The sequence below is a fragment of the Streptomyces sp. NPDC058401 genome (genome assembly GCF_042722885.1).
Lineage (GTDB): Bacteria > Actinomycetota > Actinomycetes > Streptomycetales > Streptomycetaceae > Streptomyces.
Map to the genome: position 1 here is coordinate 1 of NZ_JBHXKA010000126.1, position 23,589 is coordinate 23,589.

17 protein-coding genes and 1 pseudogene are annotated in these 23,589 nt (G+C 72.1%); 12 read left to right on the plus strand and 6 right to left on the minus strand.

Annotated elements, in window-relative coordinates; genetic code table 11:
• Positions 1–83 precede the first annotated feature (83 nt).
• Together ACFWNV_RS32130 and ACFWNV_RS32135 are read right to left on the minus strand one after the other, a co-directional pair.
• Positions 84–2,033, minus strand: a complete 1,950-nt coding sequence (locus tag ACFWNV_RS32130) for a protein kinase (protein WP_383953875.1) — start codon at positions 2,031–2,033, stop codon at positions 84–86.
• Between the two features lie 112 nt (positions 2,034–2,145).
• Complete coding sequence (locus ACFWNV_RS32135; protein ID WP_383953877.1) at positions 2,146–2,664, minus strand: DinB family protein; 519 nt, start codon at positions 2,662–2,664, stop codon at positions 2,146–2,148.
• 151 nt (positions 2,665–2,815) lie between these two features.
• Here ACFWNV_RS32135 and ACFWNV_RS32140 point away from each other — a divergent pair.
• Positions 2,816–4,081 (plus strand): annotated as a pseudogene (locus ACFWNV_RS32140) (chloride channel protein); the annotation flags it as partial.
• Between the two features lie 29 nt (positions 4,082–4,110).
• Here ACFWNV_RS32140 and ACFWNV_RS32145 read toward each other — a convergent pair.
• Positions 4,111–4,920, minus strand: a complete 810-nt coding sequence (locus ACFWNV_RS32145; RefSeq protein ID WP_383953899.1) for a GNAT family N-acetyltransferase — start codon at positions 4,918–4,920, stop codon at positions 4,111–4,113.
• A 59-nt stretch (positions 4,921–4,979) separates the two neighbouring features.
• On the opposite strand from ACFWNV_RS32145, the gene ACFWNV_RS32150 reads away from it, so the two are divergent.
• The 6 genes from ACFWNV_RS32150 to ACFWNV_RS32175 all read left to right on the plus strand — a co-directional run bounded on the left by ACFWNV_RS32150 (position 4,980) and on the right by ACFWNV_RS32175 (position 12,827).
• Positions 4,980–5,384: a signal peptidase I gene (locus ACFWNV_RS32150; protein ID WP_383953879.1), complete on the plus strand. Its 405-nt coding sequence runs from the start codon at positions 4,980–4,982 to the stop codon at positions 5,382–5,384.
• 273 nt (positions 5,385–5,657) lie between these two features.
• On the plus strand, positions 5,658–7,907 hold the full coding sequence (locus ACFWNV_RS32155) for an MMPL family transporter (protein WP_383953881.1): 2,250 nt from the start codon (positions 5,658–5,660) through the stop codon (positions 7,905–7,907).
• 39 nt (positions 7,908–7,946) lie between these two features.
• Positions 7,947–8,501, plus strand: a complete 555-nt coding sequence (locus ACFWNV_RS32160; protein WP_383953883.1) for a GNAT family N-acetyltransferase — start codon at positions 7,947–7,949, stop codon at positions 8,499–8,501.
• A 187-nt stretch (positions 8,502–8,688) separates the two neighbouring features.
• On the plus strand, positions 8,689–9,282 hold the full coding sequence (locus ACFWNV_RS32165; RefSeq protein ID WP_383953885.1) for a hypothetical protein: 594 nt from the start codon (positions 8,689–8,691) through the stop codon (positions 9,280–9,282).
• Positions 9,283–9,503: 221 nt separating this feature from the next.
• Positions 9,504–9,671 carry a hypothetical protein gene (locus ACFWNV_RS32170; RefSeq protein ID WP_383953887.1) on the plus strand — a complete coding sequence of 56 codons (168 nt, stop codon included), beginning with the start codon at positions 9,504–9,506 and terminating at the stop codon, positions 9,669–9,671.
• Positions 9,672–9,752: 81 nt separating this feature from the next.
• Positions 9,753–12,827 carry an AAA family ATPase gene (locus tag ACFWNV_RS32175; protein WP_383953901.1) on the plus strand — a complete coding sequence of 1,025 codons (3,075 nt, stop codon included), beginning with the start codon at positions 9,753–9,755 and terminating at the stop codon, positions 12,825–12,827.
• A 13-nt stretch (positions 12,828–12,840) separates the two neighbouring features.
• Here the strand turns inward: ACFWNV_RS32175 and ACFWNV_RS32180 are convergent, their stop codons facing one another.
• The 3 genes from ACFWNV_RS32180 to ACFWNV_RS32190 form a co-directional block, all read right to left on the minus strand.
• Entirely contained in the window at positions 12,841–13,005 is a 165-nt protein-coding gene (locus ACFWNV_RS32180) for a DUF6191 domain-containing protein (RefSeq protein ID WP_383953903.1), read from the minus strand.
• Positions 13,006–13,055: 50 nt separating this feature from the next.
• Positions 13,056–14,381, minus strand: a complete 1,326-nt coding sequence (locus tag ACFWNV_RS32185) for a PQQ-dependent sugar dehydrogenase (RefSeq protein WP_383953889.1) — start codon at positions 14,379–14,381, stop codon at positions 13,056–13,058.
• Between the two features lie 98 nt (positions 14,382–14,479).
• On the minus strand, positions 14,480–15,481 hold the full coding sequence (locus ACFWNV_RS32190; protein ID WP_383953891.1) for an aldo/keto reductase: 1,002 nt from the start codon (positions 15,479–15,481) through the stop codon (positions 14,480–14,482).
• 100 nt (positions 15,482–15,581) lie between these two features.
• On the opposite strand from ACFWNV_RS32190, the gene ACFWNV_RS32195 reads away from it, so the two are divergent.
• The 5 genes from ACFWNV_RS32195 to ilvC all read left to right on the plus strand — a co-directional run bounded on the left by ACFWNV_RS32195 (position 15,582) and on the right by ilvC (position 23,550).
• Entirely contained in the window at positions 15,582–16,538 is a 957-nt protein-coding gene (locus ACFWNV_RS32195; protein ID WP_383953893.1) for a 2-hydroxyacid dehydrogenase, read from the plus strand.
• A 282-nt stretch (positions 16,539–16,820) separates the two neighbouring features.
• Entirely contained in the window at positions 16,821–19,745 is a 2,925-nt protein-coding gene (locus ACFWNV_RS32200) for a putative bifunctional diguanylate cyclase/phosphodiesterase (RefSeq protein ID WP_383953895.1), read from the plus strand.
• A 215-nt stretch (positions 19,746–19,960) separates the two neighbouring features.
• Positions 19,961–21,850: an acetolactate synthase large subunit gene (locus ACFWNV_RS32205; RefSeq protein WP_383953897.1), complete on the plus strand. Its 1,890-nt coding sequence runs from the start codon at positions 19,961–19,963 to the stop codon at positions 21,848–21,850.
• A gap of 32 nt (positions 21,851–21,882) precedes the next feature.
• Positions 21,883–22,407, plus strand: a complete 525-nt coding sequence (gene ilvN / locus ACFWNV_RS32210; RefSeq protein ID WP_243337813.1) for an acetolactate synthase small subunit — start codon at positions 21,883–21,885, stop codon at positions 22,405–22,407.
• A gap of 141 nt (positions 22,408–22,548) precedes the next feature.
• A complete protein-coding gene (ilvC, locus tag ACFWNV_RS32215) occupies positions 22,549–23,550 on the plus strand; it encodes a ketol-acid reductoisomerase (protein WP_266881281.1) in 1,002 nt (333 codons plus the stop codon).
• The last annotated feature ends 39 nt before the right edge of the window (positions 23,551–23,589 follow it).

Consider the following 23,589-nt stretch of genomic DNA (forward strand, 5'->3'; position numbering starts at 1 on the left):
CCGGAGATCCGGTGCGGGGCCGCCGTTCGTGTCCGGGCCCGCGGGGTGGGGCCGGTGTCAGCGCCCGGTGTCAGAGCCCGGCGTCAGCGCTTGAGCTCGGGTGCGGCGATGACGACCGTGCCGTTGTCGCAGCCCTTGTCCACCTTGATGCGCAGCCGCAGGGCGCCGCTCACATCCACGGTGTGGGTGATCGGCTTGCCCAGTTCCACGAGTTCGGAGAAGGAGGCGGGCTGGCCGTCGAGCGAGATGCTGACCCGGCCCTTCTCGTTCTCCGAGCCGTCGTCGATCCCCGCGGTGAACTCCAGGGTCTTCCAGGCCCGGTTGAGGTCGAACTCCGCGAGCGCGTCGTAGTCGCAGTTGCGTTCCTGGATGAACGCGGCCCCGTACTGCTTGGTGTTGATCTTTGCCGGCCCGACGGTGAACCCGCCCAGGTCCTTCACGGGGGACATGACGGTCAGATCGGCCGCCTTCACGCCCGGCGCCACCCCCGACGGGGGCTCCGAACCGGTCGCGGTGGGCTGGGTCGTCGGCTCGGCCGAGTCGGATTCGGAAGGGCTCGGCGTCGGAGTGGGGGTCGGGCTGTCGGACGCGGGTACGGATACGGACGCCGCGCCCGCCTTGTCCCCACCGGCCGCCGTGTTCGAGCCGTCCCGGTCCTTGTCGCCCAGGTACTTGACCCCGGCCACCACGCCGGCGGCCACCACCAGCACCGTGAGCACCGCCCCGAGCACCAGCCCGGTCCGCCGCCGCTTGCGCGGGGGCGGCTCGGGGGCCGGTTCCGTGGCGGAGAGGGCCGCGGGCGCCGCCGGCCCGTACCCCGGCGGCACGCTCGCCTGGACCGGCGGCTGGGCGTACGCGGGCTGGGCGTACAGGGGCTCGGCGGGCGGCGGGGTGTACGCGGGCAGCACCGGGGGGCCTGCCGGGGCACCGGTCGGGGCACCGGTCGGCGGACCCGCCGGCGGGCCTGCGGGGCCGGCCGGAGCGGCCGCCGGCACCGACGGCTGCTGCGCCGGCTGCTGGGGCGGGGCCACCGGCTTCGGCGGGGCCGCCGCCGGAACCGGGGGAACGGCCAGGGGTACGGCAGGCGGCGCGGCCGGGACCGGCACCGCGTCATGGACCACCCGCTGCGAGGTGGAGCTGGTCGTGGACACCACCGCGCGGCGGATGTCCTTCATCCAGCCCGCCAGGTTCACCGGACGCTTCAGCGGGTCGGCGGCGTAGATGGAGGCGATCCGCGCCCGCTGCTCCGCGTCCAGTACGGCGAACTGCGGCAGCCGTACCAGCGCGTGCGCCAGCAGTTCGGGCGTCGAGGGCGGGGACTCCCCGCTCAGCAGGAAGTACGCGATGGCCCCGAAGGCGTACCGGTCCGCGCCCGGGGTCCGCTTCCCCTCGAAGACCTCCGGCGCCGCGTAGCCCTGCGTGAACCACACCTCGGCCGTCTGGTGGTCGGCGGTCAGTTTGCTGAGGCCGAAGTCCACCAGGGTGGCCTGCCCGTGCGCGTCGACCATGACGTTGCCCGGCGACAGGTCCCCGTGGATCACCTGGCGCCCCGAGGGGGTGGCCTTCCCCGAGTGCAGCCAGTCCAGTACGTCGGCCAGCTGTTCCAGCGTGCGCATCACCTCGCGCCGCTCGGCGGCGGTGGCGAGGGTCCGCTCGGCCCGCCAGTCGCGCAGGTCGAGTCCGTCGACGTGGTTCATGACCAGGACCAGGGCCCGCCCGGTCAGCGTCGAGGACTCCCCGGGCCGGTGGATCGGCGGCCCCTCGAAATGCTCGCGCACGCCCACGACACCGGGCCGGTGGACGAAGCGCAGCAGTTCGGCCTGCTCGTTCCACTTCTGGCTGATCCGGTCGAAGACGTCCGGGGTGATCGTGGTCTTGGAGTCGAGCACCTTCACGACGACGGGCTCGGATCCTCCCGCGAGTTCTATCTCCGCGAGATAGAGCACGGCCTCCCCGCCGCGCCCGATGGACCGGAGCAGTCGGTAGCGGTCTGCTGCCGAGTCCGGTCCGATGTGCAGATTCTGGCTGGTCAATTTCCCCCCAGCGCCAATTGTTTGATTGGGGATCAGCTTCCCGGCGCGGGTGGGTGGCGGTCAAGGTGCGACCGCGGTACGAACATGTGTGGCTCGCGGGGGAAGGGCGGCCTCAGGCGCCCGTGGTGCCGTCGACGGCCTCGCGGAGGAAGTCGGCGTGGCCGTTGTGGCGGGCGTACTCGTGGATCATGTGCAGCATGAGCAGGCGCAGCGAGGCGTCCTCCTCCCACTTCTCCACGCGCACCGTCACCTCCAGGGACTCGGCGGCCGCCTCCACCGCGCGGGCGTGCTCGACCTCCTCCCGCCAGGCCGCGAAGGCCTCGGCGCGGGTCGAGCCGGAGGTGTCGTAGGCGGCCTGGAAGTCATGGGTGTCCGACCACAGGTGGGGGACGTCCGCCCCGCCGAAGGTGCGCCGGAACCAGTGCCGCTCCACCTCCGCCATGTGCCGCACCAGCCCGAGCAGGGACAGCGTGGAGGGCGGGGACGACTGGCGGCGCAGCTCCTCGTCGGTGAGGCCCTCGCACTTCCAGGCGAGGGTGGCCCGGTGGAAGTCGAGGTACGCGCGGAGCGTCTCGCGCTCGCCGCCGGTGAGGGGCGGGCCGACGCGGTGAGCGGGTTCTGTGGCAGCCATGGCTGAGATCTTGCCCCGTTGGTCCCGGGGGGTGGAAGGCGTTCGCCCCTAGCTGCGTTCCGTTTTTTGTTCCTAAACTGAACATATGCCGCAAAGTCGTACCCGCATCACCCGTATCACCCGTATCACCCGCATCACCGACACCACCCACATGTCCCACCTGAAGACCCTCGGCCCCGTGCTGCTCATCGGCATCGGCGCGGGCGTCGGAGCCGTGCTCTTCCGGTGGATGGTGATCGGGGCGACGGAGCTGCTCTCCGGCCACGCCGACTACGCGGACGCCGGCCACGCCGCCCACCCCGGCATACCCTTCCTCGGGCCGTACTTCATCCTGCTCGCCCCCGTCGTCGCGGGCCTCGTCTACGGCCCCCTCGTCCACCGCTACGCCCGCGAGGCCCGCGGGCACGGGGTCCCCGAGGTCATGCTGGCCGTCGCCCGCAACGGCGGACAGATCAAGGGCCGCGTCGCCGCCGTCAAATCCCTCGCCTCCGCCCTGTGCATCGGCGGCGGCGGCTCCGTCGGCCGCGAAGGCCCCATCGTCCAGATCGGCGCGGCACTCGGCTCCACCCTCGGACGGCTGCTGAAGTCCAACGAGGAACACACCAAACTGCTCCTCGCCTGCGGCGCGGCCGGCGGCATCGCGGCCACCTTCAACGCACCGCTCGCCGGCGTGGTCTTCGCGATGGAACTCATCCTCCGCCGCTGGTCCTCCCGCACCTTCGGCCACCTCGCCCTCGCCTCCGTCACGGCCTGCGCCATCGCCCGCGCGGTCTTCGGCGACCGGCCGTTCCTGGTCCTGGAGGTGATGCACGCAGGACACCCCGCGCAGTACCTCCTCTTCGCCGCCCTCGGAATCCTCGCCGGAACCGTCGGCATCGGCTTCACGCGCTTCCTGTACGTGGCCGAGGACCTGTGCGACCGGCTGTGGCGCGGCCCGGAATGGCTGCGCCCCGCGGTCGGCGGCCTGCTGCTCGGCCTGATCCTGCTCGCGCTGCCCCAGATGTACGGAGTCGGCTACCCCGTCCTGGAGGGCGCGGTCCACGGGAAGTACGCCCTGGGCCTGCTGCTGCTCCTGATGCTGGGCAAGATCCTGGCGACGAGCACCACGATGGGCATCGGCGGCTCGGGCGGAGTCTTCGCCCCGTCTCTCTTCATCGGAGCCACCCTCGGCGCGGCCTTCGGCCTCCTGACCTCCCCGGCCAACGCCCCCGCCTTCGCCCTGGTCGGCATGGCCGCCGTCTTCGCGGGCAGCGCCCGCGCCCCGATCACGGCGGTGGTCATCATGGTGGAACTGACCGGCGAATACACCCTGATAGCCCCCTTCATGCTGGCCGTGGCCCTGGCAACGGGCGTGAGCCGCCTGCTCAGCAGGGACACGGTCTACACGCTGAAGCTGACCCGCAGGGGGATCGAGCTGGCGGCGTAGGGGGGCAGTGCTGCACCCCCCTACCCCTCCCAAACCCAGGGCACCGTCACCCCCAGTACGTCGAAGCCCAGCCGCTCCAGGATCGGGCGGCTGTCCTCCGAGGCGTCGACCTGGAGGTACCGGATGCCTCGCTCCGCCGCCACGCGGGCGCGGTGGGCGACCAGGAGGCGGTAGATGCCGTGGCCCCGCCACTCCGGGACCGTGCCGCCGCCCCACAGGCCCGCGAAGGGGCTCCCCGGGCGCATCTCCATCCGGGCCGCGCTCACCGGGGTGTCGCCCGCCATCGCGACGACGGCTTCGATGGTGTCCGGCTCGTCCCTCAGCAGGTTCAGCATCAGGTCCTTGATGCGGGGGCGATCCGCGCCGAAGGCGTGGCGGTGGGCCTCCATCATCAGGTCGACGCCCTCCTCGTCGGTCACCACCCGCAGCGTGATGCCCGCCGGCGGCTCCACCGACAGGGCTGCGAGGTCGGCCACCCGCCCGACCAGGAGGGTTTCCGCGGGCTCCGCCACGAAGCCGGCCGCGCGCAGCCGGTCCCCCAGGTCTGCGGGGCGGTCGTGGTCGTACAGCTTCCACTCGAACTCCGCCGACGGGACCTCGCCCCGATCCGCCAGTTCCGTGAAGAACGCCACCTGCTCCGCGATCACCGCATCCGCGGTGCGCTCGTCGAGGTCCGACCAGAGCACCGTGTTCCCTCCGGGACCGGGCGCGATCTGGCGTACGACCGCGCCGGCCCGTTCCACGCGGGCGTCACTGGTGTCGGGTAGGGCTTCCCGTCGCATCACGGTGTCGAACTCGTCGCGCACCTTCAGCAGGGCATCTGGATCCATCGTCATCCGGCCAGCTGACCAGCCGCCGACGGGTCCGACAACTGCATTAACCTCACCCCGTGAGCAACCCCACCCACCCCGTGAGCCCCACCCACCCCTCGATCTACACCGGCAAGGCCGCCCCCGACGCCGCCGCCGACCGGGGCTGGCTGCTGGGGCACTTCAAGGAGCCCGGCGATCCCCGCCACAGCGAGGACGTGGAGATCAAGTGGGGGGTCCACCCCAAGGGTGAGGAGCGGGCCGGCTGGGTCCACGGGGAGTCCCGTACGGCATTGCAGGTACTGATCAGCGGCCGGTTCCGGCTGGAGTTCCCCGGCCGGAACGTCGTCCTGGCCGAACAGGGGGACTACGTCGTCTGGGGACGCGGAGTCGACCACTCCTGGTACGCGGAGGAGGACTCGGTGGTGCTCACCGTGCGCTGGCCCTCGCTGCCGGGCTACCGCGCGGACGAAGCGTCCGACTAAGCGTCCGACTAAACGTCCGACGTCGAGCCCGGCCACGAGCCCGCCCCCGAGTCCGACGGCCAGTCCGGCCGGACCTCCGCTCCGAACCCCGTGTGACCATGGTCCCGCACCTGCCCGAACGCCTGTGACGCTGCCCACGTAGGCCGCCAACGATCATGCCGCGCTGAGATCGTGGAGGTGTAGACCACGCCCAGCGTTCAGTTTCAGTGTTCACGTGTTCTTTCCGACGGGCCGTTCCCCGGTAAGGATCCGAACCACCAGGGAGCCCGTCCGTTGTCAGCCCTCGCACGCTGGTGCATGCGGCACCGACTCGTTGCCGTCCTGATCTGGCTGCTCGCCTTCGGAGGGACCGCCGCTGCCGCGGTCGGCGCCGGGAGCGCGTTCTCCAACGACTACGAGGTCCCCGGCACCGAGTCCGCCAAGGCGCACGCGTTGCTGCGGGAAGGGTTCCATGGGCAGGGCGGCGATACCGACACCGTCGTGTGGCGGGCTCCGGACGGGCAGAGCGTGCGGACGCCGGCCGTGCAGGAGCGGATGACGCGGGCGCTGGACTCCATAGCCGGGCTGCCCGGTGTCGGATCGGTGGCCGGCCCCTACGGTCCCGGGCCCGACAGCGGGGCCCGGATCAGCCCCGACGGGCGCACCGCCTACGCCGTGGTGACCTTCGACCGGCAGGCCGACTCGGTGCCGAAGGGTGAGGCGAAGGCCGTCGTCGATGCCGCGCGGAATCCGGTGACCCAGGCCGACGGGCTCCAGGTCGAGCTCGGCGGGCGCGCCATCGGCCTCACCGAAGCCCCCTCCGCGCACCTCGCCGAGGTCATCGGGGTGGCCATCGCCGCGGTGGTGCTGTTCCTGGCCTTCGGGTCGCCGGCCGCCAGCCTGCTGCCCATCGCGACCGCCCTGGTCAGTGTGGGCACCGCCTATTTCGGCATCACCCTCCTCGGCCACGCGATGCCGGTCGCCGACTTCGCTCCGATGCTCGGCACCCTCGTGGGCCTCGGAGTGGGCATCGACTACGCGCTGTTCATCGTGACCCGCCACCGCAAGGGCCTCAAGCGCGGGCTCCCGGTCGCGGAGGCCGCCGAGAACGCCGTCGCCACCACCGGCCGGGCCGTGGTCTTCGCCGGGGCCACCGTCTGCATCGCGCTGCTCGGCATGCTGGTGCTCCGGCTGGGCTTCCTCAACGGCGTCGCCATCGCCGCCTCCCTCACCGTGGTCCTGACGGTCGCCGCCTCGGTGACCCTGCTGCCCGCGCTGCTCTCGTACATCGGCATGCGCGCCCTGTCCCGCCGCGAGCGCCGCAAGCTGGCCGCCGAGGGGCCGCTGCCCGAGGCGGTGACCGGCTTCGCCGCCCGCTGGTCGGCCTTCGTCGAGCGCCACCCGAAGCTGCTCGGCCTGGTCGCCACGGCGGTCATGGTGGTGCTGGCGCTGCCCACGCTCTCCCTCCACCTCGGCACCTCCGACCAGGGCAACAACCCGGCCGCTTCCACCACCCGCAAGGCCTACGACCTGCTCGCGGAGGGCTTCGGCCCGGGGATGAACGGCCCGCTGACCGTGGTCGCCCGCCTCGGCGGGGCCGGTGACCGGGTCGCCGTGGACGCGCTGGCCGAGTCGATCCGTACGACCCGGGGCGTGGCCGCCGCGGGACCGGCGGTCTTCAACCGCAGTGGCGACACCGCCGTGGTCACCGTCGTACCGGACTCCTCCCCGCAGTCCCGGTCCACGAGCGAGCTGGTCGACAGGCTGCGCGAGGACGTCATCCCGCGGGCCGGCCACGACACCTCCATGCAGGTCCACGTCGGCGGCGTGACGGCCGGGTACGACGACTTCGCCGAGGTCATCGTCGGCAAACTGCCGCTCTTCGTCGGGGTGGTCATCACGCTCGGCTGCGTGCTCCTGCTGCTGGCCTTCCGCTCCATCGGCATCCCGGTCAAGGCGGCCGTCATGAACGTCGCCGCCGTCGCCTCCTCCTTCGGAGTGGTCGTCGCGATCTTCCAGTGGGGCTGGGGCAGCGAACCGCTGGGGCTGGGCAGCGCGGGGCCGATCGAGCCCTTCCTCCCCGTGATCATGGTCTCGGTGCTCTTCGGGCTGTCCATGGACTACCAGGTCTTCCTCGTCAGCCGGATGTACGAGGAGTGGCTGGAGACGGGCGACAACAAGCGGGCGGTGCGCGTCGGCCTCGCCGAGACCAGCCGGGTGATCAACTCGGCGGCCGTCATCATGATCTCGGTCTTCCTGGCCTTCGTGCTCAGCGGCGACCGGCTCATCGCCATGTTCGGCATCGCGCTCGCCGTAGCCGTCGCCCTCGACGCCTTCGTCCTGCGGACCCTCCTCGTCCCGGCCCTGATGCACCTGCTCGGCGGGGCCAACTGGTGGCTGCCGGCCTGGCTGGACCGCCGGCTCCCGAAGATCAGCATCGAGCCCCCGGAGCGCCGTCCGCATGCGAAACTTCCCCTGCAACGGCCCGGCGCGGACCCCGTCACGAGCGAGGACGCGGCCGAGCCCGCGACCAGCTCCCGGTAATCCGGCCACCCGCCGCTCGATACCCAAGGAAGAACGCGCATGTTCTCGATAGACCTCGCCGACGACGCCCAGCTCTTCCCGCTGGAAGCCCGGCACGCCGAGGAGTTCTTCGCCCACATCGAACGCGGACGCGAGTTCATCGGCCAGTACGTCGGCTTCCCGGACCGCTCCGCCGACCTGGAGTCCGCCCGGGCCCTGCTGGCCAAGTACGCCATCACGGCGGGGGAGGACGGCGCGCGGTTCTTCGGGATCAGGCTCGACGGCACCCTCGTCGGCGGGGTGCTCTTCCCGGCCTTCGACGCGGGGACGGGCAACTGCGAGATCGGCTGCTGGTTGGAGCCCGCCGCGGCCGGCCGCGGGCTCGTGACGAAGGCCTGCCGAGTCCTCATCGACTACGCCTTCGGCGAGCGCGGCATGCACCGCATCGAATGGCACGCCGCCACCGGCAACAAGAAGAGCCTCGCCGTGGCCGAGCGCCTCGGCATGACCCGTGAAGGCGTCATGCGCCAGAACCACCTCCACCGCGGCGTCCGCCAGGACACCGAGCTCTGGGCGATCCTCGCCGACGAGTGGTCCGCGGCCCGCTCCGCGTAATAACCACCCGGGCACCCACCTGCGCACCCACCTGCGCAAGCACCCGCGCAAGCACCCGCGCACCCACCGCCCGCGCCCTCCCGCCGCCGCCCCGCCCCGAGTCCTCCGGGGGACCGGGGCGGGGCGCCGCGGGCTGCCCGGACGGATTCTCAGGAACCTCTCAGAAAAGCCGCCTACGGTGCCCCGCATGGACACCACCAAGACCCCCGCCCCGACCGCTCCCGAGGCGGACTCCTCCCCGGCCGACCTGAAGAAGGCCGCCACCGACGAGACGACCGCCCCGGCCGCCGCGGACACCGCCGTCACGGAGGAGGTGCCGGGCGAGGAGCTCGACGCCGACCTCGACGAGGAGCTGGACGAGCTCGACGCCGAGGCCGAAGAGCAGAAGAGCAGTGGTGTCGCCTCCGGAGCCTCCGCGATCGTCGCCGCCGGTCTCAGCCTGGTCGCCCTCAGCGGCAGCTGGACCTCCCGCGTCATAGGCGAGCGCGAGACCCTCAAGGGCCAGATCAGCTCCGCGACCGCCACCACCACCGAGGACAAGATCGAGGCGCTGTACGGCAACGCCTGGCACATGACCGCCCTGTTCAACGGCGTCCTGTCGACGATCGCGCTGCTCATCGCCGTCTTCGTGCTGGCCCGCCCGGCCTTCGGCGCCCCCGGCCGCACCCTCCCGACCTGGGTCCGCTCCGTGTCCTGGGCCGCCGTGGTCGTCGCCGCCATCGGTGTGCTCGCCTTCGCGTTCATGTACGTCCTCTCCCTCCCGGTGGCCCCCGCCGCCTAGTCCGTTCGCCGTCGCACGAAGGCCCGCCTAGGCCGTCCGCCGCTGCCCGGCGGGCCTGCCTAGGCACTGCCTTAGGCCACCTCAGGGACCCTGGGTCCCGGCCTAAGGCACCCCCGCCCGTGCAGATGCGGCATGCTCCCGATGTGCCGGCACCCCCTGGGGCGCGAATCTTGGATCACACCGAACGAGGTGTCCGGGAAACGCAAACCAGGGAGCACGAGATGTTCGAGTACGAGATCGCCACCGCCCGCCGCGACGACCTCATCCGCGAGGCCGACGCCTACCGTCTGGTCCGCGAAGCGAAGAAGGCCCGCCGCCGCTTCTCCCGCAGCCAGGAACCGGAGGGGTCGGTGAGAGGGCACCGCGGCCGGTTCACCCGCGCCGCGTAGCCCGCGTCGCGACACCGTGCGAACCGGCACGTGATGAGAAGCGCACCGATATCCAGTGCCGATGAGCAGCGCCCCTGTGCGATGCTCGGCGGCGTGGAGACCCGATCTGTCAGCCCGGTGTTCGTCGGCCGAGCCGACGAACTGGCCGTACTCACCGACGCCCTGACGCGCGCCGCCGGCCAGGAGCCGCAGGCACTGCTCATAGGCGGCGAGGCCGGGGTCGGCAAGACCCGCCTCACCGAGGAGTTCCTCTGCGAGGCCGACCGCCGCGGCGCGGTCGTGGCCGTCGGGGGCTGTGTGGAGATCGGGGCGGAGGGACTTCCCTTCGCCCCGTTTTCGACGGCCCTGCGCACCCTGCACCGCCTCCTCCCCGAGGAACTGGCCGCAGCCGCCGTCGGCCAGGAGGACGAACTCGCGCGCATCCTCCCCGAACTCGGCGAGACCCCGCGCGGCCCGCACGACGAGGAAAGCACCGCCCGGCTCTTCGAGCTGACGGCCCGGATGCTGGAACGCCTCGCCGCCGACCGCACCGTCGTCCTCGTCCTGGAAGACCTGCACTGGGCGGACACCTCCACCCGGCACCTGCTCTCCTACCTCTTCCGCGCGCTCGGCAGCGGCCGGCTCGTCGTCGTCGCCACCTACCGCGCCGACGACGTCCACCGCCGCCACCCGCTGCGCCCGCTCCTCGCGGAACTCGACCGGCTGCGCACCGTCCAGCGCATCGAGCTGTCCCGCTTCAACCGGGCCGAAGTGCGCCGCCAGCTCGCCGGGATCCTCGCCTCGCAGCCCGCCGAGGACTTCGTCGAATCGGTCTTCGACCGCTCCGACGGCAACGCCTTCTTCGTCGAGGAACTCGTCGCCTCCCGCGCCGGCGGCTGCCTCACCGGTCTCACCGAATCCCTGCGCGACCTGCTCCTCGTCCGCGTCGAAGTCCTCCCGGACCCCGCGCAGCGCGTCGTGCGCATCGTCGCCGAAGGCGGCTCCACGGTGGAGTACGCCCTGCTGCGCGCCGTCACCCGGCTCACCGAGGACGAACTGATCGAGGCCCTGCGCTCGGCGGTCGGCGCCAACATCCTCCTCGCCACCTCCGACGGCGACGGCTACCGCTTCCGCCACTCCCTGGTCCGCGAGGCCGTCTCCGACGACCTGCTGCCCGGCGAGCGCGCCCGCGTCAACCGCCGCTACGCCGAGGCGCTCGAACAGGACGACACCCTGATCCGCGCGGAGGAGCGGGTCATCCGCCTCGCGACCTACTGGTACTACGCCAACGATGCGGCCAAGGCCCTGCCCGCCGTGCTCGCGGCCTCGGTGGCCGCCCGGCGCCGGCACGCCTACTCCGAGCAGCTGCGCCTGCTGGAGCGCGCCATGGAACTGTGGGAGGCCGTACCGGAGGACGTGCGCGCAGCGCTGCGCCCGGCGGACTACACCGAGGTCTACCCGCCCTGCGGCTGCGACCCGGAGACCACCCCGCTGCAACGCCTCGACCTGCTGGCCGAAGCCACCGTCGCGGCCCGCTTCGGCGGCGAACGCGAGCGTGCGCTGAAGCTCACCAAAACGGCCCTGCGGTCGCTGGACGACGGACACGACCCGCTGCGCGCCGCCTGGTTCTGGACCGAACGCTCCCGGCTGATCACCGGCCTCGGCCGCGGCGACGGCTGGGAAGAGCTCGCCAAGGCCCAGGAACTCGTCCGCGGGCTGCCCCCGTCCCAGGTGCACGCCGACGTCCTGGTCCGGGCCGCGAGCTGGGGTATGCTCCACACACCGGGACCCGACAACCTGGTCGCCGCCGAACGCGCAGTGGAGTACGCGCGGATGGTCGGCGCCGAGGACACCGAGCTCAACGCCCGGATCACCGTCGGCAGCCTGCTCGTCGACACGGGCGCACCCGAACGCGGACTCGCCGAGATGTACGCGGTCAAGGACCGGGCCGCCGCTCTCGGACTCGGCATGCTGGCGGGACGTGCACACATCAACCTCACCTCTCATCTGGAAGGCCTGGGCCGGTCCCGCGAAGCCGTGGAACTGGCCGAACAAGGTGTCGCACTGGTCAAGAAGTCCCAGCTGATGGACTCCGAGGCCTGGGTCCGCGGGAACATGGCGGAGAGCCTGTACAGCCTCGGCCGCTGGGAAGAGGCCGCGTCGGAGGCCCGGCGCACCCTGGCCCTCGTCAGCAGCGGAGCCGCCCCGCGCGCCGCCGCGGCCGGAAGGCTGTCCTACCTGGCCCTGGCCCGCGGTGAACTCGCCGAGGCCGCCGCCCAGCTCACCGCCGCCCGCGCCCACTTCGGATCCCACGACGGCCAGCCCCAGCACCAGATCCCGCTGTCCCGCCTCGTGATCGGGGTGGCCGCGGGGGAGGGCCGGATAGCCGACGTCCGCAGCGAGGTGGCCGCCGTCATCGAGCGCGGCTTCCCGCTCGGCAACCACCGCTACGCCTGGCCGCTGCTGCTCGCCGCCGCCTCGGCCGAAGCCGAGGCCCGCGGCCTGCCGGCCGCGGAGGCCGGCCGGGAGGAGGCGCTGACCGTGCTGCGCGCCGCGGCCCGGACCCTGGCCACCCCGGTGCCGGTGTGGAACGCCCACTCCGAGTACCTCAGGGCCGAGCTGCTGCGCGCCGAGGCCCGGGACACCGTCGCGGACTGGACGGCCGTGGAAGCGGCCGTACGCCCCCTGGAGCGCCCCTACCTGCTCGCCAGGGCGCGGTACCGGCTCGTGGAAGCCCTGCTCGCGCCCGGCGGGGACCGCGAAGCCGCCGCCGGGCTGTTCCAGGAGGCCTACGCCACCGCCGAGCAGCTGGGCGCCCGCAGGCTCCGCGAGGACCTGGCCCTGCTCGCGCAGCGCGCCAGGCTCCCGCTCACCCCCGTGCACGCCGCCGGGGCCCTGCTCGCTCCGGACACCGACCCGGTCGAGGCGCTGGGCCTGACAAGCCGCGAACGGGACGTGCTGCGCCTGGTCGCGGTGGGCCACACCAACCGCCAGATCGCCGAGGAGCTCTTCATCTCCCCGAAGACGGCCAGCGTGCACGTCTCGAACATCCTCGCGAAGCTCGGCGTCGCGGGCCGCGGCGAAGCCGCCGCCCTGGCCCACCGGCTCCGGCTCTTCGGCCCCGCGTCCCAGCAGCCGTCCCAGCAGCCGGCCCGGGCAACGGCCCGGACGCGGTGAGGAGCGCCCCCGCCTAGGCCGCCGGGTGCTCCTTGGCGCGTATGAGCACCTTGCCGGAGTCCAGGTCTATCGGACCCTTTCCCGGGTCGCCGTCGTTCACGTCGATCCGGGAAAGCTCCAGCCGCTTCTTCTCCTCGTCCGTGTGTTTGCGCCCCGGACTGAACAGCTCCTCGATCATGTTGAACACCGCGTCCACCCTGCCTTTCGTCCCCCGCCGGGGCCCGACGCTCACTCCACCGTCAGTGTCAGGATCCTGTCGTCTCCGGTTTCCGGCGACCCGCGTCCGTCCGTCTCGCTCGTGACCAGCAGCATTCTGTCCCCGCCGAGGGCCACCACGGTGCGCAGCCGACCGTACTCGCCCGTCAGGAACGCCTCGGGCTCCGCCACCGGCTGCGCTCCGGCCAGCGGGATCCGCCAGAGCCGCTGCCCCTTCAGTCCGGCCATCCACACGGAGCCCTGCGCCCAGGCGATCCCGCTCGGCGAGGCCTCGTCGGTCTTCCACACCGCCACCGGATCGCGCATCCCCGGCTTGCCGGCCTTGCCCTCGGCCTCGGGCCAGCCGTAGTTCGCACCGGGCTCGATCAGATTCAGCTCGTCCCAGGTGGCCTGCCCGAACTCGGCCGCCCACAGCCGCTTGTCCTTGTCCCAGGCGAGGCCCTGCACATTGCGGTGCCCGTAGGAGTAGACGACCGAGTCGGCCTCGGGATTGCCGTGCACCGGCTCGCCGTCCGGGGTCATCCGCAGGATCTTCCCGCCCAGCGACTTCTTGTCCTGGGCCAGCCCGCCCTCCCCGGTCTCGCCCGTCCCGGCGTAGAGCATCTTGTCCGGGCCGAAGGCGATCCGCCCGCCGTTGTGGACGAGCCCCTTGGGGATCCCCCTGAACACCGTGTCGGGCGCCCCCAGCTGATCGCCCGCCGGTCTCTTCTCGTCATAGCGCAGCCGGGCGATGCGGTTGTCGGACTCGGTGGTGAAGTAGGCGTACACCATGAGGTCCGAGGCGAAGGAAGGGGACACGGCCAGGCCCAGCAGGCCGCCCTCGCCGCCCGGGGCCACCCCGGGCACCTTGCCGACCGGGGTGACCGCCCCCGTGCTCACGTCCACCCGGCTGATCGTGCCCTTGTCCCGCGAGGCGACCAGCAGGTTCCCGTCGGGCAGCGGAGCCACGCCCCACGGGGATTCCAGGCCCTGGGCGGCCACGCCGGTCACCGTCACCCGGCCCTTGGCCGGCGGCGCGGAGACCGGCGCCGAGGCGGATGCGGCGGCGGAGGCGGACGGCCCGTCCGGGGCGCCCGGCGGCGCGGAGCCGGCCGCCGTGCCCGCTGGTGCGTCGCCCGGCCGCGGTCCGGTGCCGGCCGGCGGCGAGCACCCCGCCGCGAGCAGCGCCCCGCATCCGGCCAGGGCGAACGCCGCGAGCACCCCGCGGGCCCGGGCGCGCGGGCCGCCGTACGACCGCACCGGCGGCCCTACCCGGCCCTGGCCCTGGTCCTGCCCCGGGCCCTCAGGCTGCCCCTGCCCGTGTCCCGGCCCGTGTCCCCGGTCGTGTCCGTATCGCATCGCCGTACTCCCCTCCGGTCCTCCGATCGTGCCCTCACACGACTCAACAGCGCCGACCATGCCCCAAGTTCCGCCACTCGTACACTCGATCGAGTGGTTCAGGCCCCGATCGGCACCGGCAGCTCCGACAGCTCCACCAGGTCCTCGGCGGTCAGCCGGACCTCCGCCGCGCGCGCGTTCTCCGCCGCCCACCGCGCCTGCCCGGTCCCCGGCACCGGAACCACCTGCGGCCCCTGCGCCAGCACCCACGCCAGCGCCACCTGGGCCGCCGTGACCCCGTCCCCGTGCCGCCGGGCAACCCGCCGCAACCCCGCCACGAGCACCTGGTTCGCCGCCATCGCGTACGCCGTGAACCGCGGATGCCTGGCCCGTACGTCCTCGGGCTCGAACCCCTCGCCCGGGACCAGCGTCCCGGTCAGGAACCCGCTGCCCAGCGGCATCGCCGCCAGGAACCCCACCCCCCGCGCCGCGCACCACGGCAGCAGCCGCCAGGCCGCCTGCGGAGACCACACCGACAGCTCCGCCTGCACCGCGCTCACCGGGAACACCTGCTGCGCCCGCTCCAGGTGCCGCACGGTCGCCTCGTACGCCCGGTCCCCGCGCGGCCCCGCACCCGGTCCGGTGCCCGCCCCCAGCGCGCAGAAGCCCAGCGCCCGCACCTTCCCCGCGGCCACCAGCTCCGCCAGCGCGCCCCAGGACTCCTCGACGGGCACGTCCGGGTCCACCCGGTGCAGCTGGTACAGGTCTATGACGTCGGTGCGCAGCCGCCGCAGCGAGGCGTCGCAGGCCCGCCGCAGGTACCCCGGGCGGCCGTCGGCCACCACGTGCACCCCGTCGGCCCGCAGCCCCGCCTTCGCGGACACGAAGGCGTCGGGCCGGCGCTCGCGCAGCACCCGGCCGAGCAGCAGCTCGTTGGTGTAGGGGCCGTACAGGTCGGCGGTGTCGAGCAGGTTCGCCCCCAGGTCGAGGGCCGTGTGCACGGTGTGCAGCGAGTCCTCGCGCCGTCTGCGCGAGGGCGCGTACGCCCCGCTCATCGGCATGCAGCCGAGGCCGACGGCACCCACCGTCAGCGCCCCCGCCCCGATCGACCTGCGCTCCACCGCGTGTCCCCCCTGGTCCCGCCTGATCCCGCCTGGTCCGCCCGGTTCCGGCACACAAACTAACGGCTCGATCCGGATCCCCTGGCATAGCCTCCTGATCATGACTGCAGAGATTCCAGAGACCCTCGACGTATGGCTCCCCTTCCCCGCCGAGGAGATCGAGGGCCTGCCCGATTCCTTCCGGTACCGCCACTGGGACGGCGAGGAGGCCTTCCCGGCCGATCCGGCCGCCTGCGTCTTCTACGTCACCCCGTACATGAAGTCCCCGGCCGTCACCCTGCGCCCACTGCCCGCGATGCCCCGCCTGCGGGTCGTCCAGACCCTGACCGCCGGGGTCGATCACGTCCTGGGCGGCCTCGGCGACCTGGCCCCCGGCGTACGGCTGTGCAACGCCAAGGGAGTCCACGACGCGAGCACCGCCGAGCTCGCCCTCACCCTGGTCCTGGCCTCCCTGCGCGGGATCCCCGGCATGGTGCGCGGCCAGGACCGCGAGGAGTGGCGCTTCGGGTTCTACGAGGCCCTCGCGGACAAGTCCGTACTGATCATCGGCTACGGGGCGGTCGGCGCGGCCATCGAGGACCGGCTCGCGCCCTTCGAGTGCGAGCGGATCGTCCGGGTCGCGCGAACGGCGCGCACCACGGCGCGCGGGCCGGTGCACGCCCTCGCCGACCTGCCCCAACTCCTGCCCGGGGCAGACGTGGTGATCCTTTCCACACCGCTCACCGAGGAGACGAGGGGGCTCGCGGGCGCCGCGTTCCTCGGCCGCATGAAGGACGGCGCGCTGCTCGTGAACGTGGCCCGCGGACCCGTCGTCGACACCAAGTCCCTTCTGGCGGAGGTGGAGTCGGGCCGGCTGCGCGCCGCACTGGACGTCACCGATCCGGAACCACTGCCTTCCGGCCATCCGCTCTGGCATGCTCCGGGTGTCCTGATCACTCCCCATGTGGGCGGCAGCAGCTCCGCGTTCGAGCCGCGGGCCAAGCGTCTGGTGGCCCGTCAGCTCCGCCGGTTCGCCGCCGGAGAGCCCGTGGAGAACACGGTGTTGATCACGGAATGACGAGCGGCGCGCACGCTCCGCGTTCGTCCGGATGCGCTCGGTGGACACAACTCCCCTGTTGGTGACGGAGCGTAGAGAAACTATGTCCCTGAGTGACGAAAGTGGTGTATCGTCCGGAACAAGGGGCTGCGCCACGAACGTCTGGCGCTGGGGAGTGATCGGACACTTTGGGGGGCGACGGGCGATGCACGGCCAATGGACGAAGGATCCGATGCGGCGAAGCCGCCGGAGGCGAAGGTGCCGGGACTGGACCGCGCCGGAACCAGCCAGCGAGGGGGACCGGTGAGCACCCCGGGGGCGGCGCTGCTGACCCGCCAGCCCCTCGCCGGAAGCGGTCGCGGCTCGAAGGGGCTGGCGATGCAGCTCCTCCTCGCGGTGGTCAGCAGCGGGTATGCCGTGGGCGCCGCCCTCGGCTGGGGCTCCGACGAACTCGCCGAGATCATGGGCGACTTCGGGCTCAGCGCCGCCGGCCTGCTGGCCGCCGTCTCCTGTTTCACGTACGCCCGGTCCATCGACAGCCGGGAGCGCCCGGCCTGGCTGCTGTTCTCGTTCTCCTCGCTCATGGGCTGCTGTGGAAACGCCGTCTGGGGCTGGTACGAGGTGGTCCTCGGCGAGGCCGTGCCGAAGCCCTCGCTCGCCGACTTCGCCTTCCTCTGCTTCGCGCCGCCCGCCATCGTGGGCCTGCTCGTCCTCGCGAAGCGCCCGGTCACCCGCGCCGGCTGGGTCTGCCTCGGACTCGACTCCTGGCTCATCGGCGGCTCCCTGCTCACCCTCTCCTGGAGCCTGGCCCTCGCGCACGCCGCGCGCACCGCCCAGTCCGGAGCCCCCGGCAGCGTCCCGCGCGCGGCCCTCTCGCTGGCCTACCCGCTCCTGGACATCGCGCTCGTCTCGATGGTGCTGGTGCTGCACTTCCGCCGCTCCGAGACCAACCGCTCCGCCGTGAACACGGCCATCGCCGCCCTCGCCCTGACCGTGCTGAGCGACGCGCTGTTCACCTCGCCGCTGCTCAGCGCCGAGTACCAGTCGGGCCAGCTCCTCGACGCCGGCTGGTTCGCCGGCTCGCTCCTCCTCGCGTACGCACCCTGGGGCGCCCGCCGCCTGAACCCCCTCCCCGACCCCGTCGCCCACGCGCGCGCCGAGCGGCCGCACAGCCGCCCCATCACCGGCTCCCTGCCCGCCCTCACCCCGTACCTCGCCGCGGCCGTCTGCACCCTCGGCATCCTCTACAACGTGGTGGACGGCCGGAAGGTCGACCGGGTCGTCGTCTTCACGGGCTGCACGGTCGTGCTCGCCCTGGTCATCCGCCAGGGCATCATGCTGCTCGACAACATCGCGCTGACCCAGGAACTGGCCCAGAAGGAGAACCACTTCCGCTCCCTGGTCCAGGGCTCCAGCGACGTCATCATGATCGCCGCGCCCACCGGGACCCTGCGCTACGTCAGCCCCGCCGCCGCCGGGGTCTACGGCCGCGAGGCGGAAGAGCTGGTCGGCACCGAGCTGGCCACCCTGATCCACCCGGAGGACCTGGGCCGCGTGGTCCACGAGGTGCGCCGCTTCCTGGCCGCCCCGCCCACCGAGGAGCCGACCACCCGCATCGAGTGCCGGTTCAGATCGGGCGGCGGCGAGTGGCTCAATGTGGAGTCCACCGTCAACCGCCACCAGGGCGGCCTCATCCTGAACAGCCGCGACGTCACCGAGCGGGTCCGGCTCCAGGCGCAGCTCCAGCACAGCGCCGAGCACGACCCGCTCACCGACCTGCCCAACCGGGCCCTGTTCACCCGCCGGGTCCGCCAGGCCCTCACCGGACGGCGGGCCGGGGACCACAGCACCGCCGTGCTCTTCATCGACCTCGACGGCTTCAAAGCGGTCAACGACACCATCGGCCACCAGGCCGGCGACGAGCTGCTCGTCGAGGCCGCCCGCCGGCTCCAGGACTCCGTCCGGGCCGGGGACACCGCGGCCCGCCTCGGCGGCGACGAGTTCGCCGCCCTGATCCTGGGCGACGGCGGCCGCGACCGCAGCGCCCGCGAGTACCAGGTCCACGAGATCGCCGACCGGCTGCGCACCACCCTCTCCCAGCCCTACCGGATCGCCGGGAGCGAGGTCCGGGTCGCCGCCAGCATCGGCGTGGCCTTCGCGGATCCCGGCATCACCCCTTCGGACCTGATGCGCAACGCGGATCTCGCGATGTACCGGGCCAAGGCGGGCGGCAAGGACCGGGTCGAGATGTACGCCCCCCAGATGCAGGCCGAGGTCGTCCGCAAGGCGGAGCTGGCGGGCCGCCTGCGCACCGCCCTGCACGACGGAGAGTTCGCCCTGCTGCACCAGCCCGTGGTCTCCCTGGCCTCGGGGGAGATCTCGGCCGTGGTGGCGCAGGCCCGGTGGCGTTCCGCCCAGGGGATTCTGTTCACCCCCGCCGAGTTCCTGCGGGTCGCCGAGTGCAGCAGCGCAGGCGGCGCCGGGGGAGCGGCAGGCGAGGGCGGGTCCACCGCCCGGGCGGTGGTGCCGGACGCCTCGCGCACCGCCGAGCTGGGGCGCTGGCTGCTGGAGGAGGCCGTCGGGCAGGCCGCCGAGCGGCACCGGGCCGGGCACGACGTCCCGGTGGCCGTACGGATGACCGCGCAGCGGCTGCTCGACCGGTCGATGCCGCTGGGCTCCGTGGAGGCCCTGCTCACCCGCAACGGGCTGCCGTCGGGCGCGCTCGTCCTGGAGCTGGCCGTCTCCGACCCCAGGGTGCCCTTCGACGACCTGGAGCGCCGCCTGGCGGCGCTGCGCCGGCTCGGGGTCCTGATCGCCCTGGACGGCTTCGGCAGCGGTTACGCGGCCATCAGCGCGCTGCGCCGGCTCCCCGTGGACATGCTCAAGCTCGACCGCGGCCTGGTCGAGGGGGTCGTGGAATCCCCCCGGCTCCACAAGATCACCGCAGGTCTGTTGCGGATCGCAAACGACCTCGGCATGCAGTCGGTGGCGGAGGGGGTGGACCTCCCCGAGCAGGTCATGGCACTGCGCACGATGGGCTGTACCCACGGGCAGGGAATGGCCTTCTCCGGCCCTCTGGACGAGTACAGGCTGCGGCGAGCGCTCGTGCGCGGTACGTTCCCAGTACCGGGCGGCGCGGCCCAACCCGCGTGGGCCGGTGGTTCCCCAGGGGGCTCGATGGTTATCCACAGAGGCTCACATAATGAGACGCCCGTCCCACCCGCTTGACATCACCCTCCCGCCGGAGGGAGGGTCAATGCCATGCGCACCCGAATTCTCGTACTTGGAAAGCGCGTCGGCTGAAGCTGGGACCAGCATGTCCCCGCTCAACGCACCCGACGCGCTCCCCTCGCCTGCCTCCCGGCACGAGGGGTTTTTTGTTGCACTGGCAACGCCGAATCTCGTAAAACCCTCCTCGTAAAACCCTCAGCTTCGAGAAGAGAATGCCGATGACCGAGCAGGCCACCGGGGCCCACCATCCGCAGCCGCGGCCCCGTTCCGGCGGACACCAGCCCGCCGCAGTTGAGCACGTCACGGGTGCGCAGTCCCTCATCCGCTCTCTCGAAGAGGTGGGGTGCGACACCGTTTTCGGCATTCCGGGCGGCTGCATCCTCCCGGCGTACGACCCGCTGATGGACTCCAAGAAGGTCCGGCACATCCTGGTCCGCCACGAGCAGGGTGCCGGCCACGCCGCCACCGGCTACGCGCAGGCCACCGGCAAGGTCGGCGTCTGTATGGCCACCTCCGGCCCGGGCGCCACCAACCTGGTGACCCCGATCGCCGACGCGCACATGGACTCCGTGCCCCTCGTCGCGATCACCGGTCAGGTCTCCTCCAAGGCGATCGGCACCGACGCCTTCCAGGAGGCGGACATCGTCGGCATCACGATGCCGATCACCAAGCACAACTTCCTGGTGACCAAGGCCGAGGACATCTCCCGGACCATCGCCGAGGCCTTCCACATCGCCGCCACCGGCCGCCCCGGCCCGGTCCTGGTCGACATCGCCAAGGACGCCCTGCAGGCGAAGACCACGTTCTCGTGGCCGCCCACCCAGGACCTCCCCGGCTACCGGCCGGTCACCAAGCCGCACGCCAAGCAGATCCGCGAGGCCGCCAAGATGATCGCCGCCGCCAAGCGGCCGGTCCTCTACGTCGGCGGCGGCGTCATGAAGGCCGGCGCGACCGCCGAGCTGAAGGTCCTCGCCGAGCTCACCGGCGTCCCGGTCGTCACCACCCTGATGGCCCTGGGCTCCATCCCGGACAGCCACCCGCAGAACGTGGGCATGCCCGGCATGCACGGTGCCGTCACCGCCGTGACCGCGCTCCAGAAGTCGGACCTGCTGATCGCGCTCGGCACCCGCTTCGACGACCGCGTCACCGGCAAGCTGGACAGCTTCGCCCCCTTCGCCAAGGTCATCCACGCGGACATCGACCCGGCCGAGATCGGCAAGAACCGCGCCGTGGACGTCCCGATCGTCGGTGACGCCCGCGAGGTCATCGCCGACCTGATCCAGGCCGTCCAGGCCGAGGCCAACGACGGCAACGCCGGCGACTACACCGCCTGGTGGAAGGACCTCAACCGCTGGCGCGACACCTACCCGCTGGGCTACGACCTGCCCGAGGACGGCACGCTCTCCCCCCAGCAGGTCATCGAGCGCATCGGCCAGCTGGCACCGAAGGGCACCATCTACGCGGCCGGCGTCGGCCAGCACCAGATGTGGGCCTCGCACTTCGTCAACTACGAGGAGCCCCGCACCTGGCTGAACTCCGGCGGCGCCGGAACCATGGGCTACGCGGTTCCCGCCGCGATGGGCGCCAAGGTCGGCATGCCGGAGCGCACGGTCTGGGCGATCGACGGCGACGGCTGCTTCCAGATGACCAATCAGGAACTGGCCACCTGCGCGCTGAACAACATCCCGATCAAGGTCGCGATCATCAACAACGGTGCGCTGGGCATGGTCCGCCAGTGGCAGACCCTGTTCTACAACCAGCGGTACTCGAACACCGTCCTGCACGGGGGCGAGACGGGCACCGACACGGCCGTCGGCTCCCAGCTCGGCGAGTCGGCCGCCCCCCGGATGGGCACCCGCGTCCCGGACTTCGTCAAGCTGTCCGAGGCCATGGGCTGCGTGGCGCTGCGCTGCGAGCACCCGGACGACCTGGACAAGGTCATCGCCGAGGCCAATGCGATCAACGACCGCCCGGTCGTCGTCGACTTCATCGTCCACGAGGACGCCATGGTGTGGCCGATGGTCGCCGCCGGCACCTCGAACGACGAGGTCATGGCCGCCCGGGGCGTCCGCCCCGACTTCGGCGACAACGAAGACGACTGAGCCGAGAGAGCCCGAGAGAGAGAACGACTCACATGTCCAAGCACACGCTCTCCGTCCTGGTCGAGAACACGCCCGGCATCCTCGCCCGGATCGCCGCGCTGTTCTCCCGCCGCGGGTTCAACATCGACTCCCTCGCGGTCGGTGTCACCGAGCACCCCGACATCTCGCGCATCACCATCGTCGTGAACGTCGAGGACCTCCCGCTCGAGCAGGTGACCAAGCAGCTCAACAAGCTGGTCAACGTGCTCAAGATCGTCGAGCTGGAGCACACCAACGCCATCGAGCGCGAACTCGTTCTGGTGAAGGTCCGCGCCGACAACGAGACGCGCTCGCAGATCGTCGAGATCGTCCAGCTGTTCCGCGCCAAGACCGTCGACGTCTCCCCGGAGGCCGTCACCATCGAGGCCACCGGCGGCACCGACAAGCTGGGCGCGATGCTCAAGATGCTGGAGCCCTTCGGCATCAAGGAGCTCGTCCAGTCCGGCACGATCGCCATAGGGCGCGGTGGCCGGTCCATCACGGACCGCAGCCTGCGCGCGCTCGACCGCAGCGCCTGAGCCCGGCCGGGCCGGTGACACCGGCCCGGTCGTGCCCCGCCCGTTCGTTTCTCGCTCGCTCGTATGGCGAGACCGAGAACCACGTATTCCGTTCCCCGCCGTACGGTGGGAGCAACACCAGCGCACCAAGGAGATATCCCAGTGGCCGAGCTGTTCTACGAGAACGACGCCGACCTGTCCATCATCCAGGGCCGCAAGGTCGCGGTCATCGGTTACGGCAGCCAGGGCCACGCCCACGCGCTGTCGCTCCGTGACTCCGGCGTCGACGTCGTCGTCGGCCTGCACGAGGGCTCGAAGTCCAAGGCCAAGGCCGAGGAGCAGGGCCTGAAGGTCCTGCCCGTCGCCGAGGCCGCGGCGTGGGCGAACGTCATCATGATCCTGACCCCGGACCCGCTCCAGGCCGAGATCTACGCCGCGTCGATCGAGTCGCACCTGGAAGAGGGCGACGCGCTCTTCTTCGGCCACGGCTTCAACGTCCGCTACGGCTTCATCAAGCCCCCGACCAACGTGGACGTGGCCCTGGTCGCGCCCAAGGGTCCGGGTCACCTGGTCCGCCGTCAGTACGAGGAAGGCCGCGGCGTGCCCTGCATCGCCGCCGTCGAGCAGGACTTCACCGGTTCCGCGTTCCAGCTCGCGCTGTCGTACGCGGCCGGCATCGGCGGCACGCGCGCCGGCGTCATCAAGACCACCTTCACCGAAGAGACCGAGACCGACCTGTTCGGTGAGCAGGCCGTTCTCTGTGGTGGCGCCTCCGCGCTGGTCAAGGCCGGTTTCGAGACGCTGACCGAGGCCGGTTACCAGCCCGAGATCGCGTACTTCGAGTGCCTGCACGAGCTGAAGCTCATCGTCGACCTCATGTACGAGGGCGGCCTGGAGAAGATGCGCTGGTCGGTCTCCGAGACCGCCGAGTGGGGCGACTACATCACCGGTCCCCGCATCATCACCGACGCCACCAAGGCCGAGATGAAGAAGGTCCTCGCGGAGATCCAGAGCGGCGAGTTCGCCAACACCTGGATGGCCGAGTACAAGGCCGGTCTGCCGAAGTACAACGCGTACAAGAGCGCCGACGAGGCGCACCTGCTCGAGACCACGGGCAAGAAGCTCCGCAAGCTGATGAGCTGGGTCGACAACGACGAGAGCTGATCCGCGCCGCCGCGGGGCCGGGACGATGCGTCCCGGCCC

Bases quoted from the DNA above. Each gene is read 5' to 3' on its own strand.
- ACFWNV_RS32135 (WP_383953877.1), bottom strand. From the start codon at position 2,664: ATGGCTGCCACAGAACCCGCTCACCGCGTCGGCCCGCCCCTCACCGGC.
- ACFWNV_RS32145 (WP_383953899.1), bottom strand. From the start codon at position 4,920: ATGGATCCAGATGCCCTGCTGAAGGTGCGCGACGAGTTCGACACCGTG.
- ACFWNV_RS32160 (WP_383953883.1), top strand. From the start codon at position 7,947: ATGTTCTCGATAGACCTCGCCGACGACGCCCAGCTCTTCCCGCTGGAA.
- ACFWNV_RS32165 (WP_383953885.1), top strand. From the start codon at position 8,689: ATGGACACCACCAAGACCCCCGCCCCGACCGCTCCCGAGGCGGACTCC.
- ACFWNV_RS32170 (WP_383953887.1), top strand. From the start codon at position 9,504: ATGTTCGAGTACGAGATCGCCACCGCCCGCCGCGACGACCTCATCCGC.
- ACFWNV_RS32175 (WP_383953901.1), top strand. From the start codon at position 9,753: ATGCTCGGCGGCGTGGAGACCCGATCTGTCAGCCCGGTGTTCGTCGGC.
- ACFWNV_RS32180 (WP_383953903.1), bottom strand. From the start codon at position 13,005: ATGATCGAGGAGCTGTTCAGTCCGGGGCGCAAACACACGGACGAGGAG.
- ACFWNV_RS32185 (WP_383953889.1), bottom strand. From the start codon at position 14,381: ATGCGATACGGACACGACCGGGGACACGGGCCGGGACACGGGCAGGGG.
- ACFWNV_RS32195 (WP_383953893.1), top strand. From the start codon at position 15,582: ATGACTGCAGAGATTCCAGAGACCCTCGACGTATGGCTCCCCTTCCCC.
- ACFWNV_RS32205 (WP_383953897.1), top strand. From the start codon at position 19,961: ATGCCGATGACCGAGCAGGCCACCGGGGCCCACCATCCGCAGCCGCGG.
- ilvN (WP_243337813.1), top strand. From the start codon at position 21,883: ATGTCCAAGCACACGCTCTCCGTCCTGGTCGAGAACACGCCCGGCATC.